The organism is Paenibacillus sp. CAA11 (genome assembly GCF_003060825.1).
In the GTDB taxonomy this organism is placed as follows: Bacteria; Bacillota; Bacilli; order Paenibacillales; family Paenibacillaceae; genus Fontibacillus.
The window spans coordinates 646,820-663,081 of sequence record NZ_CP028922.1 but is presented as its reverse complement, the minus strand read 5'-3'; the positions used below and the strand labels follow the sequence as shown (position 1 = coordinate 663,081).

Sequence of the window (16,262 nt, the reverse complement as noted above, 5' to 3'; positions counted from 1 at the left end):
TTCATTATTAATCCAGCACCGCCGGATTCATCGTCAATGTAATATCAAGATTGCCATTCAGCGTGCGAATCGCATCGAGCAGCTCCTTCTGGTTCGTGCTTGGCCCCATCTTTACGGCATACATTACTTCATACAAGCTGCCCAGCTCTGTCGTACGAACCTTCTTCAGCTCATAATCCATATTGAATTTCTTAAAGACGCCATCAAATGCTTCCTCATAGCCCAGATTCTCAGGAATGGTTACCTTCAGCGTTCTCACCGACTCTTTGTTGCTGCCAAACTTGACTGCTTTTAGAATGAACATCAGCCCGCAGAGCAGTGCTGTGAACAATACAGCGTATCCGTAAGCACCAACACCGGTAGCGAGGCCAGCCGCCATGGAGAACAGGACATAAGAGATATCCTTCGAATCGCCAGGGGCGCTGCGAAACCGGATAATGGAGAATGCGCCAGCAAGACTGAAGGCACGAGCGACATTGCTGCCAATCAGCAGGATGATAATCGCCACGATCGTCGGCAGCACCATCATCGTTAGCGTGAAGCTATGGGAATAAGCACTTTGCGTCTTCATATAAGTCCAGCTGATCATTCCTCCGACGACGATTGCAATCGCAAAGGTCAGCAGCGCGTAATTCAAGGTCAATTCGGCAGCATCATTGCTGCTAGTAAAGATGGATTCAATCATGAGGGAATACACTCCGTTTCCTTATTCGCATAACGAATTGATTTCTTATACTCATTGCCATACTTGGAGAATCCGGTACGATACATGTGGTGTTCGGACAGCAGCTTGGATAACCAGACCGGGATCGTCTTCTCCGCCTTAACCTCCATTAGCCACTGGCCTTGTTCCATCAGCTGGCTGCCGTAGTCGCCTTGCTCCAGCTTGAGATCGTACCGCCGCGACCGAATGTTGGTATCGAACGTTATTCTCAAATCCCGGTTGCCCCTGCAGAACATTGCAATCCGGTCATAGGCTATGTATGCCATCGGCATCAGCTCGTATCTTGACAAGAAATACTCAATCTCCTGAATGACCTGCTGATTCATGCCTTCTCTGAAGACGGGAGCCTGTCCGGTCCGGACAAATTCATAAGCCTCGTTCAGCTTCAGCGCTGTCCGTCTCTTATTGACTAGCCCGAACACCTTCTTCTTCAGCTCCAGGTATACCTTGGCCTCCTCGGTAGGAACACCGTAAGCCCGGATTCGCAGCTTCTCCCGATACTTTGGCTTCGACAGGCTATTCCGTACTAAGGTATGATGCTCGGTATCATAGTAGAGATTGCTGATAGAATAGAACTTTCCATCCTTGTTGTTCGCATCAGGCTCCATATATTCCATCAGACGGCTATATATGCCGTTAAAAGCCTCAGTATCCATCAAGTATTTGTTCTCATATCGGTTGAACACTTCAATAGTCAATGTTCAGCCCCCCTTTCTCTTTCCGGCGTGTAACCCCGCCACGTTCATGTATGTAGATTAGCACCGGAACCTTTAATGAAACTTAAATGACCTAAAGGGAATCAGAAAATGAACCTGCTGTGATTATTGCCACAAAAAAAAAGACGACGCTCTTGGCGTTCGTCCTTTGAATTCATTTTATTGGAGTAGTATTTATGATTGAACTAATATGTCCCGTTAGCGAAGGACAGGCTTTTCCCGAAGTTTTGTTTTTTGCTCGAAAGAATAGGCTATGCGAATTAACGTGGATTCGGTAAATGCTGTTCCGGCAAACGTAATGCCAAATGGTCTGCCGTTCGCCCCATAGCCCGCAGGAACAGCAATGGATGGATAACCAGCTTTGGCGCAAATATCTGCTCCAATATAGGCTGGAAACATGATTGCATCCAATTGATGATGGTTGATCGCATGATCTATTCCCTCATTCTGAGCGAGGTATAAATCCATAATAGATTCCAGTATATAATCTTTATTCTTTAAGGGATCGGTTAACCCCGCCCGGTACTCCAACATATCTTGACCATACTTCAGGGCATCTTTCGCATGCTCAATATTCCAATCAACAAGTTCGGACAATGTATGAACCGGATGATGTGATGGCAGTCCTTGTAAATAATTATTAACTCCGTGATTAAATTCGAAGTTCATCTTCCCCCACTTCCACGGCCCGTGAAATGAAGGAATTTGAATATCCTCTACCACTTCAGCTCCTGCTTCAATCACCTTAGAAACGGCATCTTTAAACAGCTGCTCATCATATTCGCCAGATTCGCGTACAAAGTCAGGCACCTCGCAAAAGACCCCAATTCTGGCACCTTGTAAACCCTCTCTGTCTAAATACACAGTATAGTCTTGTATCCTTTGATCGCCTTCATTACGCCAAGTGGCCGGATCTTCCTCATCTCTGCCAACACATGCATTCAGGAGAACGGCTGCATCCGCAACGGTTTTGGCCATGGGTCCTGCTGTATCTTGGGAGTAGGAAAAAGGAATAACTCCAGTACGGCTGATTAAGCCGACCGTCGGTTTAATGCCTACAATTGACATCTGTATGGCCGGACTAAGAATTGAAGCAGAAGTTTCAGTACCTATCGATCCTGCTGCAAAACTCATCGCTACCGCAGCCGCAGATCCCGTGGATGATCCGCCTGTAAAAAAGTCACCATAAGGGTGCTTGACCTGCCCCCCCTTGGCGCTGTATCCCGCCCACATCGTGGAGGAGACTGCATTGGCCCATTCCGTCATATTTGTTTTGCCTAGTATAACAGCTCCGGAATCTCGTAACTGACGGACTAGGAAGGCATCCTGCTTACTTACATGCTGAGCCAGTGCCAAAGCACCCGCACTAGTACGCATTTTGTCACCGGTTTCAATATTATCTTTGAGGAGAATAGGAATCCCATGAAGAGGTCCTCTACTGCCTTTGCAGCGTCGTTCGATATCGAGTGCTTCAGCGATAAAAATGGCATCTGGATTCATTTCCATGATGGAATTGATCTGAGGACCATCTTGATCATACTTTGCGATCCGTGATAAATAGCAGCATACTAATTCCTTTGAAGTGAGTTTTCCTTGTTCCATAGCAACTTGCAGCTCATATATACTTGCTTCTTCTATGTCTATATTTTGAAGTGTAAAAGGATCTATGATATTCAAGCCCCCTATAAAAGTTATGTAAAACAGAATCTCTTCGTACAACTAAACACGCCTCTGGACTCTCACATGACATTCAGATTACATACTTATTCCCCGAGATCTCTGTAATTCCCTGCTTCCCAGAAGATGCAAAGTTGTCACCTGCATGTCCGGAAAGGGAAATTGTGCTTAAATACCAAATTTGTCCAAGCCCATTTTCAGGCAGAATTAAGCAGCCTAAGCCCGTATGTGAATATCGGACGTAGGCTGTTTAATGTTGCATGTTGCTTGTTAACTGCTGTCTGCTTAATGTAGTGTTGTTCAATCGAAGGATTCTTATTGCTAATGATCTACCCCGTGCACTAATGTCGTGATGATATGGCTGTGCGTGATTAATGCTAAACTAAACAAACTGAGAGCCAGTGCCGTTGATTGGACAAACTTCTTCATAACGATAACCTCCATTAATGATTTGTTCAGTCATCTGTATGTACTCTTGTTGTTGTTCTTGGGAAGCGTGCTTTTTGTATCGTTCATAAAATCGCCCACACAACAGTTGATATTGTAATCAGTACAGCCAGAACAACAAATAGAATATAACCGGCTTTAGTCTTCACTTTGCTTCGGTTATCATAAACCTCTGGCTTGATCCCCAACCCTAGCCACAAATCACTAATAAGACTCACAACGACTATCGGAAATTTTAAATTAGCTTCATGTTCCAACGCCCTCGTCTTAGCAATTGTTCCCGATTAATCGCCCCCAAAGTCATACCATAACCTGTCGCATCTTTGTTACTGACATTCACGATTGATGACCGTTACTTCACTGTCACACTTTTGAGATAATATTGGGGGTTGCTGCGTAACTTATGACTCGAATGGGCTATTTCTATTTATAAATTTTAAATTTATGCTAAGCACATTACTTTAAATTTGAATAAGTTAGGAAGGGTTTAATGTTAAAGAAAATAAAAAATGCTTGGCCATTTTTGATCATTGGATTTATTGCAATTCTAGCAGGAGGTTGTACTCTCTTCTTCCTTAATCACAATTCAACCGCCGAGTCTTCCGTCAAGGAGGCAAACGCAAACGCTCAGGTAATTACCGTTAATGTAACTGCAGACGGCTTCTCTCCAAGTCATATAAAGATAAAGAAGGGAGTTCCTACTCAAATCAATTTTAAAAAGTCAAACAGCATCTCCTGCATTCGGGATGTTGTTATGGAGGACTGGAATATGTACCTGCATTTGAAAAGAGGCAGCAACCTCTATACTTTGCAGGATTTAGAGCCTGGCACTTATGAGTTTCATTGCGGTATGTATATGTATTACGGTGAAATTACTATTGTCTAACCATGAAATGTTCAAAACTTGAGTATTTAACTCTTGCAAGGGGAGCTAAGCCTATTTGATAGGTTTGCTCCCCTTGTGAATTAACAAGCTCCTGAACTGACCCTGATTTAGATATTTCATTTACTTTGCCGCAGGAATGGAATGCTGGGAGGAAATAGACCGCTATGCACTTGTAGAATAGTCATTGCCGATATTCATGCTAAAAGTGGTGTAGGATGGTTATGTTATATGTATAGCTTATTCATACATAGGAGGATAGTCTATGCATTTGTTTAATGAAACTTTTATTCAGCTATTAATCTTACTTGCCATCTCTATATTCGTCATCGCAATAGCAAAGCAAATTAATCAGCCATATAGTATAGCGTTGGTCATTGTCGGACTTATTCTGGGGTTGTTTAACATCCCTGTGTTAGAAGAAGCCGAGACTTATATTACTCAATCCCATGTATTTCAGGCTGTTGTGATCTCTTTGTTTCTGCCCATTCTTCTGGGCGATGCGGCGCTCAAACTCCCTTACTCTCATCTTAAAGAGTATAGCAGGCCTGTACTGGCATTAGCTTTTGGCGGCACCCTGCTTTCCTTTGCTGTTATTTCTCTGGGTGGGTATTACATTCTCAATCTTCCATTAATTGTTGCGTTCACTTTCGCATCCTTAATGAGTGCAACTGACCCGATCAGTGTCATTTCCATTTTCAAATCGTTGGGTGTCCCCAAGTCCATCGTTACCATTATAGAAGGGGAATCTCTATTTAATGACGGAATTGCGGTCGTTTTATTCCAAATCTCCTCCGTGTATTTGTTAACCTACATGGAGATGGGATGGGCAGGAGTTGGAAGCGGAATATTGCTGTTCCTTCAGTTTTCCCTGGGCGGAATTGCGCTGGGAGCCCTTCTTGGGTACCTTTTCTCTCAGTTTATTCGTTTCTATGATGACTACCCGCTGGAGATTGCGTTCTCCATGCTGCTATTCTTCGGCAGCTACTTCGTCGCTGAGCATCTTCATGTGTCAGGAGTTATCTCTGTGGTGGTAGCCGGACTTATCTTCGGGAATTACGGGGCAAATGTCGGGATGTCTGAGAAGACCGAGACGAATATCAATTCCTTCTGGGATGTCATAACTCTAATTGCCAACTCCTTAATTTTTCTAATGATCGGCCTGGAAATCCGTAATATAGATTTTTCGGACAAATGGTATATGATTGCATTAGCTATTGTCATAGTCCTTGCTGGACGAACCATGGCCCTCTATTCCAGTACCTTGGTACTGCGTGACTTCCCGGGTTCTTGGAAAGCCGTTCTAAATTGGGGTGGATTAAAAGGAAGCCTCTCCATCGCTCTTGCTTTGACTCTCCCCCAAGGCTTTGAGGGCCGTGATGATATTCTCGTCCTGACCTTTAGCGTAGTACTGTTCTCTCTTCTCGTCCAAGGCCTTACCATTAAAAAACTGGTTCTTAAGCTAGGGTTAGCAAGTGTACAAAAACGGTCCAGCTAACCAAAATACACACTTTAGGGAGGTATTAATGCTTGTCTACAACTATGATGCCAATATGATCCACATTATTGAAACCAAAGATGATCAGGAAAACACTTTTCGTATTAAAGTTCTGGATACTCAATACCTGAAGAAACTTTTGGCCGTTCTTGACTATTTTGATCGAAACAACATCTACACAGATGTATTATCTTATCCCTACAAAGACAATGAATTCAAAGTTATTGTTCGCAAAGAGTTTTATAACGATTTTCTAGCAGAGCTACTAAAGGCCGGTCTTTTACAAAGTCTAAAGTGGGAAGACCCTAGCCTATAATCGATTACTGTCATTGACAAAATGAGGCGTATTCCGGCAGCTCCTAAAGAAGTTGGTCCGGGAAATACGCCATTTTCTTGTGTTACCTATGTGTACGCGCCTATTAGGACGCAGAGTTGACTGTATTCATCAATTCATAGCCAGCTGCACATAGAACGTGGTCTTCTCATCAGGCACACTCTTCGCATATATCTTTCCCCGGTGCTGTTCGACGATCGACCTCGCAATCGCGAGGCCGAGGCCATAGCCGCCGCTCTGCCGTGAGCGCGAAGCATCCGCCCGGTAGAAGCGGTCGAAGATTCTGCCCAAATGCTCGGCTGGAATCCCTGGCCCGGTGTTCGTAACCGACAGTTGAATATGGCCCTGATGCCGCTTCAGCGTAAGGCCCACCGAACCGTTCGGATTTCCGTACTTGATCGCATTATCCAGCAGGATCATGACCACCTGCTTCATCTGCTCACAGCTCCCGGTGATCGTTAGACCGGGCTCAATGTTGTAATCCAGGTTAAGGTCCTTCTCGAAGATCACAGGCTCCATCGTAAGGACCACGCTCTCGATAGCTTCACTGAGGTCGAAGGCAGCATAGACCATGCGGGAGCGGGCATCCTCCATCTGGGTGAGGTACAATAGATCGCTCGTGAGCGTCTTCATACGCTCCGTCTCCGACTTGATATGGTGCAGCCACTTGGCCTGCTCGTTAATTGTATCTTCCCCATTGGCTAACAGGACGTCAGCATTCGTGTTGATGACAGCAAGCGGCGTTTTCAGCTCATGAGATGCGTCCGCAATAAATCGCTTCTGCTTCTCAAAGGCGTCCTTCACCGGAGCGATAGAGCGGTTCGCAAAGTATCGGCTGGTCATGTAGATAACCCCTAACATGATTAGGGCGACGACAGAGAACGTATAAATGAGGTTCTTCAGGATCTCTTGCCGGGCGGTAATATCTATATAGGAAATAGAATAACCCTGCGGATTCTGCATTACACTGTAGGCCCAGCGTGTGCCTTCGAGTGTGAACTCCCCGAATCTCTTAGGGTGTTCGGCAGCTTCCTGAACAGCGGTGGTATAGAACTCCTCTCCCATGTCAAAGCGGGAGCTGTTATCCGTAATGTTCCACTGCCCGTCTGTTTGCAGCGAGAACGAGATGGAGCGCATATTCATGTCCCGATCCTGGCGGGGCCGGTCCATCGCCTCTCCCCTTTTACCCATCATGCTGCCTGCCTTCCCGTATAAATCCTTCACCTGCTGGAGATCCATCTCCATGTCATTCCTGACGTTCTGATAAGTGATCGCATAAATCGCTGTGAAAGCAACGAGCATTATTATTGAAATGATGACCATGTTCATCAGAAGGAATCGGTTGCGCAACTTAGTGAACATTAGGAGGACACCTCCAGCACATAGCCGACACCCCGGATCGTACTAATCCGGACCGAGGATTGCAGGAAGGCCAGCTTTTTTCTCAGAAAAGAAATATACACTTCCACATTATTATACTCGGCATCCGAATCAAATCCCCATACCTTCTCAATCATCTGCTCCTTGGAGGTTACGGCTGAATTTCTGTTGATCAGCAATTCCAGAAGCTCACTTTCCTTCAAAATCAGCTTAAGCTCCTTCCCCTTGCAGCTAAGCTTGAGGTTCGCCGCATTCAGCTCAATGTCCCCGAACCGCAGTCCATCCTCTGGCACGACCTCTCCTTTGCGGCGCAGTGCGGCGCGAATACGGGCAAGCAGTTCTCCTGCATCAAAGGGCTTGGACATATAGTCATCCGCTCCGTGATCGAGTCCTGCAATCTTATCCGGGATCTCCCCCTTGGCTGTCAGCATAATGACAGGCGTTGAAATTTCCTCTGACCGGATCTTCTTCAGTATCGTCATTCCATCCATGCCGGGCAGCATGATATCCAGCAGCAGTAGATCGTAGATTCCGCTTAAGGCATTATCCAAGCCCTCCTGCCCGTCATGCACGACATCGACAGAGTAGTGATGCTTCTTCAAAATCTGCGAGAGCGCCTCCGCCAGATTTATTTCGTCCTCTACAATCAGTATCCTCATGCTAAAAAACTCCTTTATTTGATCCTTCCATTATTATAAGAAGGTTACCTTTAATCAACCTTAAGTTTTAGCGTTTCTATCCCTCTCTATATAGATTGAACTAAAATTTTACATTGAATTTTCTGTTATCACGACCTAATACGGTCCTATAACGTCCATTTCTTTAGTTCATTCTATATAGCTATTTAAGATTCATTAAAGATTCGGGTGCTAATCTACAGACATCAACCTGGACTCCGGCTTGAAAGGAGGTGAATCTATGAAAGCAAGCAGTGGAAAATTACTACAATGGACTCTCCTTGGTGCTGCTGCAATCGCATTACTCATCTGGATACTGAACCTGATGTGGGGGCATCCTCATGGGATGCATGGGGGATTTCAGCCGGCGCACAGCGGCTTTGGACAACATGGTCTGGAAGGACGCGGCGTGATGAGAGGCTATATGGATCGGGGCGGATTTGATAAATCCGGGAGCGATCTAGCTTACTCCTTATTCTTTAAAATCGCGTTCATTCTCTTCGGTCTTCTGCTATGGCGGATCGGAAAGAACGCTTTGAAATGGTTTGGTGTCGTATTGTTTGTCATCGGGCTCTTTACCTTGATGCCATTCTTCCTGGCAGCCGCAGTGACGGCGGCCATTGGTTACATCATTTACCGTATACATCGCAGCAACCGTATGCAGCCGCTCGCCATCGAACCGGTAACACCGGTCATTCACACGACGGCAATCGTGGGAGAGCGGGACATCATTGACGAATGGGAACAAAGCATTCATAAGGAGGAGAAATAATTATGGGAATTTTCAAGCGAATGAAGAACATAGCTGTTGCGGACATCAACAACCTGCTCGATAAGGTGGAGGATCCCATCAGCATGCTAAAACAATACATCCGAGAGCTGGAAGAACAGATTGGTGAAGCTCAGAAGGCGTTATCGCACCAGCAGTTTGTCGAGCGGAAATACGACGCACTGATAGGGGAAGCCGAAGCCTTGATCAGCAAGCGGACACGTCAGGCCGAGCTTGCCGTCGCTAAGCATGAAGAGCATATCGCCCAGCTGGCGGTTAGAGAGAAGCTGATTCAAGAGAGTAAGCTTGAAGCCTACCGCACCCAGTACAGTGAGGTGAAGCGGCAGACCGCTGTCTTACTGGACGAAATCCGCCAGCTTCAAGAGGTGTATCAAGAACTCCATGTCCGCAAAGATTACCTAATCTCACGGATCAATGCAGCGCAGGCTGTACAAGGTATCCACTCGGCCCTGAAGTCCTTCAACCCGGATCAAATAAGCCAAGGCTTCACGCGGATGGAGGAACGGGTCTGGAAGATGGAAGCAGACGCTGGAGCGGGAAAAATGGTGGGCCAACTCGCCCAGGTGCCTTTAGAATACGGACAAGAAGATTCGCTTCAGGCACGTGTGAAGGAAGAGCTTGAGAAGCTGAAAGAGCAGAAAAAGGGCGACGCCCACCAGGCTGTATAAGTATTGGAACATGAACCGGCCGCGGCTAAGGACTGAATCCTTGGCCGCGGCCGGTTTGGGCTCATCATTTTGCTGTTATTCTATGGGAGGGGTGAATAGTATCGAAGAACAAGATTCCGTCATATTGTTCTCTTGGGATCATGATCTCATCCAGCACTCCCCATGCCTTGGCAATGCGGGGGGTGAACATCCATGCATCCGGCTTACTCCATACTGCATTTTTCATATCAAAGAAGCGAACGGCTCCCTGCTGGTCTGGACCAAAAATATCTTCAACACTCCCTGCTTCATGCGGCAGGATGATCTTCTCAGCCTCCCCGTTGCTCTTATTGGAGCTCCCTTGATAAGCATATAGGCCGATGACATACCCCGCCTTCTTCAGCGATAAGGGCAGCATCTCTCCCATCGAAGGATAAGGGTGGCTATCATAATCGTAGCCGTTATGCTCTGTAATCATCGTTGAATTGCTCTTGCGGACATGATAGTTATGTCCCCATATAATGATCTTCTCATTCGGATAAGCCGTATCCGCCAGCCAGGCTACATTACTCGCCATCACACGATCCCGTTCATAGTTGAGCTCCTTGAACTGCTTCTCCGTATCAATCCCTGCCACCATTTTGACTAAATAAACATGGTAGGAATCCAGCATATCTAACCTGTTCTGCAAAATGCGTTCCATCACAGATACTAGCTCCGGCTGGTCTGGGTAAGCCTTGCTTAATTCAGTTCTATGGGCTTTGACAAACTCCTGAAAAATGTTGTACTTCTGCTTAATCTTGTCTTTCTGCGCATTAAATTGTTCTAGATCACTAATCATGCTCAGCTTGAAGTACCAGCGCTCGGTGGCTGCAAAAGCCTCGGCCTTCTTCGGATCGACCCCTGCAAACCATTGTTCAGCAAAGTCGATAAACGGCTCTGAGGTCCCCTGTGCGTCAAAGCCGGTCAATATCAGCGGATGCTCAGTGTTACGCTGCTTGGCAATATATTCGAACAATGCAAGGTTCTCTTCGACCTGCCAGGATCTGATAACAGACTTCTTCATCGTTTCCTCGGGTGACTTATTATGTATTTGAGCATAGGCTGCAGCCATATCTCCCAGATTCGATTCAAAAGCAATGACGTTATAGCCAAGCTCCTCATGCAAATATTGGACAAGTCTAACTTTCATTGAGTTATACTCGGATGCGCCGTGTGAAGCCTCGCCCAGACTAACGATCCGTTTATCCGCCAGAATCGTCTTGAGAAAGTTCAGATCGGCAAAGCTGCCGTTCTGTCCCGGCTTAATAGTTGTAATCGTCTTCGCCTCGGAGCGAACTGCATTTCTCCACAACTCAACCTCAGCTTGATTCGCAGGCGGTACATCTGTTTTCACTAAAGAGGAGGACTCTGCCATATAGGCGGACTGCCCGCCAGCCATGTACACCAGGCTGCAGACCGCCGCAGCTGCAATGACCTTTTTCAACATACGCTTCACGTATTCATCACTCCCTTACTGTTTAACTTCAGCCTAGCAGGCTGGATTTAAGAAGAGATTCTGTTTCATTTAAATTCTGTTTAAAAAACAAAAAAACGGCGGCTCAAGACTCTAATGAGTCCCGAACCTGCCGTCTGCTGCTGCATTCCTAAATTTGCTCAGATGCTGCCCTTATTTGCGGACAACGGTATAGCCTTTGTCTTCAAGCAGCTTAATGACCCCATGCTCGCCCAGATAGTGGGCTGCGCCAACCACAACGAAATATTCCACTTTCTTATCGCTCTTCAGGAAGCCGTCAATTTTATCGGCCATGCCGATGTTGCGGTCAATTAGCATCGCCTTGTTATACTCCTCATCGCCCGCCATGCTATTAGTGAGCTCCAGCAATGCCTTTTCATCCCCACTTTTCCACATGTCCGCCATTTGGTCGACGCCTTCATCGAGTACATCGAAGTTGTCTAAGGTTGTATTAAGATTCTTCTCCTGAAGCTCTTTGGAGAAGCTATCGAACATGCCCAGCTGGGACGCATAGGATTCAAGTTCTACGACAGGAACCTTACGCTCAATGGCTTTCTGAATGAAATACAGATCAATGCCTTGGCCAGCTTCATAACCTGCCTTCATAGATTTAAGACTGCTAATGGTTGTCTCGACAACCCAAGGCTTGTACGTATCAAGCGCATCCGGCTTAACACCGCTCTTCTTCAGAATTTCCCCGACCTTCGCATACGTCTCCTCGGACACATGATCCTTCAAGGTTGTGCCGTCTTGGTACGTGCCAAGTTTCGTGATCAGATTCTGCTGTTCCTCACCTGCCGCTTTGCTGAGGTCAATCTCAACTCCGAGATAATCAGCTTCGGCAAAGGCATCCTCGATTTCGGAACGCAGCGGGTAGAAGCTATCGTCTGCGATATGCATCGACCCTACCAGATAGACTGTATTACCGTTATTCTTGACTTCCCACATAAAGCCGCGAGCAGCTTGCTTAGTTCCTGTTGCCTTCGACACGAGGTACACGGTACGGGTGGCTTGATCCCAATGAACAGTGTAACCAGCCGCGTCACCCAAGATCCGAATCGGCACATAGGTGACACCGTTGATCACCTTCGCCTTGCTGCTGAGTGTGATTTCCTTGCCGTTGACTACAGCATGAACAGTACCGTCCTTCACATCGGTCAGACCTACATTCAGCGCTTTAAAGGTTGTTTGCAGCGGTACCAAGGTTGTCCCTTGGTCAACCACAAGAGCTTCAGATGCAAAGTCTACCTGCTTGTTATCTACCTTCAATACTGGCTGCTGCTGTGGAATAGGAGCAGAAGCGGCCATAGCAGGAACTGCCGCCATCAGCATGCTGGATGAGATCATAAGGGATAAGAGCGATTTTTTCCAAGTTTTCATGTGTTATTTCTCCTTTTCTTATACGATATGAGGGCTTTAATTAATTTATTTTCAAGACAGATGACAATGAATCTTTCCTAAATATCATAAGCCTTCATCGCTTTGCGCAGCTCCTTAAAGGTAGGACGCTTGCCGTAAAGCAGTACCCCGGTGCGATAGATCTTGGCCGAAATCCAGCCGAAGATGAAGATCGAGACGGCCAGAACCGCAAGAGACACGTAGATTTCCCAAGTGGCTACCTTGCCCATGCCAATGCGAACGAGCATAGAGATCGGCGAAGTAAAAGGAATATACGATGTAATTTTCAGCAGCAGAGTATTCGGTGCATTCACACTGAAGGTTCCGATGTAGAACGAGATTAAGGTAAGCACGGTCATAGGCATTGTGGCCTGACCCAGTTCCTCCGTGCGGCTCACCAGAGAGCCGATGGCTGCATACAAGGTGGCAAACAGGAAGTACCCGAGAATATAGAAGATCAGTCCGTAAATAAACACATCAATGCTAAGATCTGAAAGGTTAAAGCCTAAATCCGTTAGAGCCGTTTGATTATGCGGCAGCATGAGGTTCACGATCACGACTACAGTAAAGACAGCGATTTGCGAAAGTCCCAGCAGGAACATACCGATAATTTTGCCGAACATCTGAGTTAGCGGCGAGACACTGGTGATCAGAATTTCCATGATTCTCGAGCTCTTCTCAGAAGTAACCTCAGAGGCGATCATCGTGCCTGTGGTCGTGTTCGTAATCATAAATACGATGAGCAGCACGTACACGTAGATGAAATTAGACAAGTTAATTCCATCGTCAGAAGATTCCGCCTGGGCTCCGCCGATGCCCGCTGCTTTTTCCCCTTCAATCTGTACAGGGATGTTCAGCGCGGCAATCTGCTGCTCATTCAGGGAGTCCCCTACGATAATCTGGGTCTTGATGCCCTGCAGAGCAGTTTGAATTACAGTCTGAATGGACCCGCTCAATCCGTCACCGGATTCCGACACATATTTTACCTGCGGAAATTCCCCGGCCTTAGCCTCGTTAAAGCTTAAATATCCGTCAATCTTCTCATTTTCAATCGCCTGCTTCAATTCGTCAGCACTCGGATTGCCTTCGTAAGGAACAAATTTGAAGCCTGCATCGGCAGCGCTGTCCCCATACTGCTTCAGCTTCTCGGCAATGGCCTGCTGATTCCCATAGACAAGGCCGATCTTCTCTACGCTCTGACCGCTGCTTCCGGTAAAGGAATTAATCAGATAAGGTAAATTCACACCAATCGTCAACACAATAGCCAGAATTAATGTCGTAATCAGGAATGATTTCTTTCTCGCTTTCCCCCAAAAGGTAAACCCGATTACCGTCCCCAGTTTATTCATTGGATTCTCCCACCTCTTTGATAAAGATTTGGTTCAATGTCGGCTCCTTAATCTCAAAGTGCTCGACCTCGCTCTGCTGCATAGCCGTGTTCAGAATATCGCGGGCCGCGGATACATCAGATATCCGCACTACATATCCCCGCTCTGTGCGCTCTACCCCTGTTACGCCCGGGATACGCTCCAGGCCTTCAACCGGCCCTATCGTGCTGAGCAGCACTTCCTCCCGCGGGTAGCGCTTCTTGATTTCGCGAATATCCCCTTGAATCACCGGGTTGGAACGATGCAGGATGGTGATATTCCGGCACAGTTCCTCTACATGCTCCATCCGGTGTGTGGAGAACAGAATGCTCGTTCCGGCATCTCTCAATTCCTTAACGGTCTCCTTAAGCAGTTCCACGTTGACCGGGTCAAGGCCGCTGAATGCCTCGTCCAGAATAAGAATCTTCGGCTTGTGGATGACCGCCGCGATAAAGCCCATCTTCTGCTGATTCCCTTTGGACAGCTCCTCAATCTTCTTATCGTAATACTCCGGCACATCGAATCGATCCAGCCAGTAGCGCAGACTCTGATCCGCTTCCTTAGCCGACAATCCGCGCAGCTTGCCCAAATATGTAATTTGCTCGCTTATTTTAATCTTAGGATACAAGCCGCGTTCTTCCGGCAAATACCCCATCTCATGCTGCTGATCCGGGCCATATGGCTTTCCAAAATATGAAATATCCCCGCCATCCGGATAAATAACGCCCAGCACCATACGCATCGTTGTTGTTTTCCCGGCACCGTTCGCCCCCAGAAGGCCGTAAATCTCTCCTTCCTCTACCTTAAGCGAAATGCCGTTCACCGCGGTTTTGCTGCCAAACTGCTTAAATACACTATCTAATACTAATGGTTGTGCCATAACGTTTAATTCCTCCTCCATTTGATCTCTTCAGGCAGATGCCCTTGCAGCCATAAGCTGAGTATTTCATCCAGTTCCAAAGCTCGGCGCTTTAAAATGGTAATCCCTTCGGATCTTGCAAGCTCTTCAGACCTTTCAGGATGGTATATCGTAGCCTTCACAATCCCCGGCCCGTCTTCACAGGCAACCGCTCCAAGCTTCACGGCGTCCTCCGGTTCCCCCTTGATCCACCATTCCTGTGAGCTGCCAAGCAGCACATCCTTCTCGACCATGCCATGCACCTGTCCTTGATGAACAAGGACAATGTAGTCCGCCAGCCGCTTCACCTCGTCAACAATATGAGTGGAGAGCAAGATGGTCACATGATCCTCTTCTAGAAAGCTGCGCAGGCAATCAATCATTTCCTTCCAGACAAAGGGATCCAGACCGGACGAGGGCTCATCCAGCAGAAGGAGCTGCGGCCGCGGGGCAAGGGCTGCCGCAATTTCAAATTTGCGGCGCTCTCCCTTGGACATCTTCGACAGCTTGATGCCCCGGGGAACGCTGAACCGATTGAGCAGCTCCTCAAATCGCTCCACTTCCCAGGCAGGGTACCACTGGGCTCGAAATTTCCCCGCTTCTTCGGCGGTCAGATAATTCTCATCATAAATCGGCTGCTCGGGGACATAGGCGATACGCTGTCTGATCTCAGTAGGCAGTACATTGCCGTACCGTTCACCAAACCAGCGTATCTCCCCGCCATCCGGCTGAAGCGTCTGAAGCATCAGATGGAGCAGTGTGCTCTTGCCAGATCCATTGGGGCCAACCAGTGCAACCACATAGCCCGCAGGGATGTCAAGATCAATGGGGCCGATCGGCTTTCTGCGGCCTTTCTTGACTACAGCATTTAATTGTATGGCTAAGTTATCTTCGGTCATGCTGCTCCTCCTCTACGACTCTTTGGAATATTTCTGTGCTAGAATTTGCAAAAACAGCGTCTTCAGCTCTTCTTCGGTATACTGTACCGACTTGCCGGTATCTATGGCGGCCTCCAGCGCTTTCTGCACGGTGCCGCGCTTGAACTCATCTCTTTCGCTCTCGCCAACCTTGGCCACAAACGTGCCTGTCCCTTGTCTGGTTCGCAGGAGACCTTCACTTTCCAGGTCCTGATAAACCCTGCGTACCGTAATGGCGCTGCAATTCAGGCTGCTGGCAAATTCCCGAATGGAAGGAAGCAGCGTCCCCTCCTCAATCTGACCGCTGACAATTAGCGAGCGCAGCTGGGTCTCGATTTGATGATAGAGAGGCTCGGCGCTTGTTTCATTAATTTGAATAGGAATCCACACCTT

Annotated in this window: 17 protein-coding genes; 5 read left to right on the top strand and 12 right to left on the bottom strand. The window is 47.3% G+C overall.

Annotated features, from left to right (window positions below):
• Nucleotides 1-7 precede the first annotated feature (7 nt).
• The 4 genes from DCC85_RS02940 to DCC85_RS02925 all read right to left on the bottom strand — a co-directional run bounded on the left by DCC85_RS02940 (nt 8) and on the right by DCC85_RS02925 (nt 3,782).
• Nucleotides 8-685: a DUF4956 domain-containing protein gene (locus DCC85_RS02940; protein WP_108464231.1), complete on the bottom strand. Its 678-nt coding sequence runs from the start codon at nt 683-685 to the stop codon at nt 8-10.
• Nucleotides 682-1,422 (bottom strand): polyphosphate polymerase domain-containing protein, encoded by a 741-nt coding sequence (locus DCC85_RS02935; protein ID WP_108464230.1) that lies wholly within the window; start codon nt 1,420-1,422, stop codon nt 682-684. Before DCC85_RS02935 ends, DCC85_RS02940 begins: the two co-directional genes overlap by 4 nt.
• Before the next feature lie 216 nt (nt 1,423-1,638).
• Complete coding sequence (locus DCC85_RS02930; protein ID WP_108467687.1) at nt 1,639-3,108, bottom strand: amidase family protein; 1,470 nt, start codon at nt 3,106-3,108, stop codon at nt 1,639-1,641.
• A 521-nt stretch (nt 3,109-3,629) separates the two neighbouring features.
• Nucleotides 3,630-3,782, bottom strand: a complete 153-nt coding sequence (locus DCC85_RS02925; RefSeq protein ID WP_199910039.1) for a hypothetical protein — start codon at nt 3,780-3,782, stop codon at nt 3,630-3,632.
• Nucleotides 3,783-4,054: 272 nt separating this feature from the next.
• Here DCC85_RS02925 and DCC85_RS02920 point away from each other — a divergent pair, with 272 nt between their 5' ends.
• The 3 genes from DCC85_RS02920 to DCC85_RS02910 all read left to right on the top strand — a co-directional run bounded on the left by DCC85_RS02920 (nt 4,055) and on the right by DCC85_RS02910 (nt 6,261).
• Nucleotides 4,055-4,450 carry a cupredoxin domain-containing protein gene (locus DCC85_RS02920; RefSeq protein WP_108464228.1) on the top strand — a complete coding sequence of 132 codons (396 nt, stop codon included), beginning with the start codon at nt 4,055-4,057 and terminating at the stop codon, nt 4,448-4,450.
• A gap of 262 nt (nt 4,451-4,712) precedes the next feature.
• A complete protein-coding gene (locus DCC85_RS02915; RefSeq protein WP_108464227.1) occupies nt 4,713-5,945 on the top strand; it encodes a cation:proton antiporter in 1,233 nt (410 codons plus the stop codon).
• Nucleotides 5,946-5,973: 28 nt separating this feature from the next.
• The gene (locus DCC85_RS02910) at nt 5,974-6,261 is read left to right on the top strand and encodes a hypothetical protein (RefSeq protein ID WP_108464226.1); all 288 of its coding nucleotides are present in this window, start codon (nt 5,974-5,976) and stop codon (nt 6,259-6,261) included.
• Between the two features lie 129 nt (nt 6,262-6,390).
• Here the strand turns inward: DCC85_RS02910 and DCC85_RS02905 are convergent, their stop codons facing one another.
• Together DCC85_RS02905 and DCC85_RS02900 are read right to left on the bottom strand one after the other, a co-directional pair.
• Complete coding sequence (locus DCC85_RS02905; protein ID WP_108464225.1) at nt 6,391-7,641, bottom strand: sensor histidine kinase; 1,251 nt, start codon at nt 7,639-7,641, stop codon at nt 6,391-6,393.
• Complete coding sequence (locus DCC85_RS02900) at nt 7,641-8,318, bottom strand: response regulator transcription factor (RefSeq protein WP_108464224.1); 678 nt, start codon at nt 8,316-8,318, stop codon at nt 7,641-7,643. The genes DCC85_RS02905 and DCC85_RS02900 overlap by 1 nt, the downstream gene beginning before the upstream one ends.
• 259 nt (nt 8,319-8,577) lie before the next feature.
• Here DCC85_RS02900 and DCC85_RS02895 point away from each other — a divergent pair, with 259 nt between their 5' ends.
• Both DCC85_RS02895 and DCC85_RS02890 read left to right on the top strand, forming a co-directional pair.
• Complete coding sequence (locus DCC85_RS02895) at nt 8,578-9,108, top strand: hypothetical protein (RefSeq protein WP_108464223.1); 531 nt, start codon at nt 8,578-8,580, stop codon at nt 9,106-9,108.
• A 2-nt stretch (nt 9,109-9,110) separates the two neighbouring features.
• Nucleotides 9,111-9,794, top strand: coding sequence for a PspA/IM30 family protein (locus tag DCC85_RS02890; protein WP_108464222.1), 684 nt, complete (start codon nt 9,111-9,113; stop codon nt 9,792-9,794).
• Between the two features lie 64 nt (nt 9,795-9,858).
• Here DCC85_RS02890 and DCC85_RS02885 read toward each other — a convergent pair whose 3' ends face one another.
• From DCC85_RS02885 to DCC85_RS02860, 6 genes are all read right to left on the bottom strand, one after another.
• The gene (locus tag DCC85_RS02885; protein ID WP_234414442.1) at nt 9,859-11,262 is read right to left on the bottom strand and encodes an erythromycin esterase family protein; all 1,404 of its coding nucleotides are present in this window, start codon (nt 11,260-11,262) and stop codon (nt 9,859-9,861) included.
• Between the two features lie 180 nt (nt 11,263-11,442).
• Entirely contained in the window at nt 11,443-12,669 is a 1,227-nt protein-coding gene (locus DCC85_RS02880) for a TraB/GumN family protein (protein WP_108464220.1), read from the bottom strand.
• Nucleotides 12,670-12,746: 77 nt separating this feature from the next.
• Nucleotides 12,747-14,036, bottom strand: a complete 1,290-nt coding sequence (locus tag DCC85_RS02875; RefSeq protein ID WP_108464219.1) for an ABC transporter permease — start codon at nt 14,034-14,036, stop codon at nt 12,747-12,749.
• Nucleotides 14,029-14,934, bottom strand: a complete 906-nt coding sequence (locus DCC85_RS02870; RefSeq protein WP_108464218.1) for an ABC transporter ATP-binding protein — start codon at nt 14,932-14,934, stop codon at nt 14,029-14,031. The genes DCC85_RS02875 and DCC85_RS02870 overlap by 8 nt, the downstream gene beginning before the upstream one ends.
• Nucleotides 14,935-14,939: 5 nt before the next feature.
• Nucleotides 14,940-15,851: an ABC transporter ATP-binding protein gene (locus DCC85_RS02865; RefSeq protein WP_108464217.1), complete on the bottom strand. Its 912-nt coding sequence runs from the start codon at nt 15,849-15,851 to the stop codon at nt 14,940-14,942.
• 12 nt (nt 15,852-15,863) lie between these two features.
• On the bottom strand, nt 15,864-16,259 hold the full coding sequence (locus DCC85_RS02860; protein ID WP_108467686.1) for a GntR family transcriptional regulator: 396 nt from the start codon (nt 16,257-16,259) through the stop codon (nt 15,864-15,866).
• Nucleotides 16,260-16,262 lie beyond the last annotated feature (3 nt).

Excerpts from the sequence above, each read along its gene's own strand:
- DCC85_RS02910 (WP_108464226.1), top strand. The coding sequence starts at position 5,974 with ATGCTTGTCTACAACTATGATGCCAATATGATCCACATTATTGAAACC.
- DCC85_RS02920 (WP_108464228.1), top strand. The coding sequence starts at position 4,055 with ATGTTAAAGAAAATAAAAAATGCTTGGCCATTTTTGATCATTGGATTT.
- DCC85_RS02885 (WP_234414442.1), bottom strand. The coding sequence starts at position 11,262 with ATGTTGAAAAAGGTCATTGCAGCTGCGGCGGTCTGCAGCCTGGTGTAC.
- DCC85_RS02940 (WP_108464231.1), bottom strand. The coding sequence starts at position 685 with ATGATTGAATCCATCTTTACTAGCAGCAATGATGCTGCCGAATTGACC.
- DCC85_RS02880 (WP_108464220.1), bottom strand. The coding sequence starts at position 12,669 with ATGAAAACTTGGAAAAAATCGCTCTTATCCCTTATGATCTCATCCAGC.
- DCC85_RS02875 (WP_108464219.1), bottom strand. The coding sequence starts at position 14,036 with ATGAATAAACTGGGGACGGTAATCGGGTTTACCTTTTGGGGGAAAGCG.
- DCC85_RS02895 (WP_108464223.1), top strand. The coding sequence starts at position 8,578 with ATGAAAGCAAGCAGTGGAAAATTACTACAATGGACTCTCCTTGGTGCT.
- DCC85_RS02900 (WP_108464224.1), bottom strand. The coding sequence starts at position 8,318 with ATGAGGATACTGATTGTAGAGGACGAAATAAATCTGGCGGAGGCGCTC.
- DCC85_RS02865 (WP_108464217.1), bottom strand. The coding sequence starts at position 15,851 with ATGACCGAAGATAACTTAGCCATACAATTAAATGCTGTAGTCAAGAAA.
- DCC85_RS02915 (WP_108464227.1), top strand. The coding sequence starts at position 4,713 with ATGCATTTGTTTAATGAAACTTTTATTCAGCTATTAATCTTACTTGCC.
- DCC85_RS02890 (WP_108464222.1), top strand. The coding sequence starts at position 9,111 with ATGGGAATTTTCAAGCGAATGAAGAACATAGCTGTTGCGGACATCAAC.
- DCC85_RS02905 (WP_108464225.1), bottom strand. The coding sequence starts at position 7,641 with ATGTTCACTAAGTTGCGCAACCGATTCCTTCTGATGAACATGGTCATC.
- DCC85_RS02870 (WP_108464218.1), bottom strand. The coding sequence starts at position 14,934 with ATGGCACAACCATTAGTATTAGATAGTGTATTTAAGCAGTTTGGCAGC.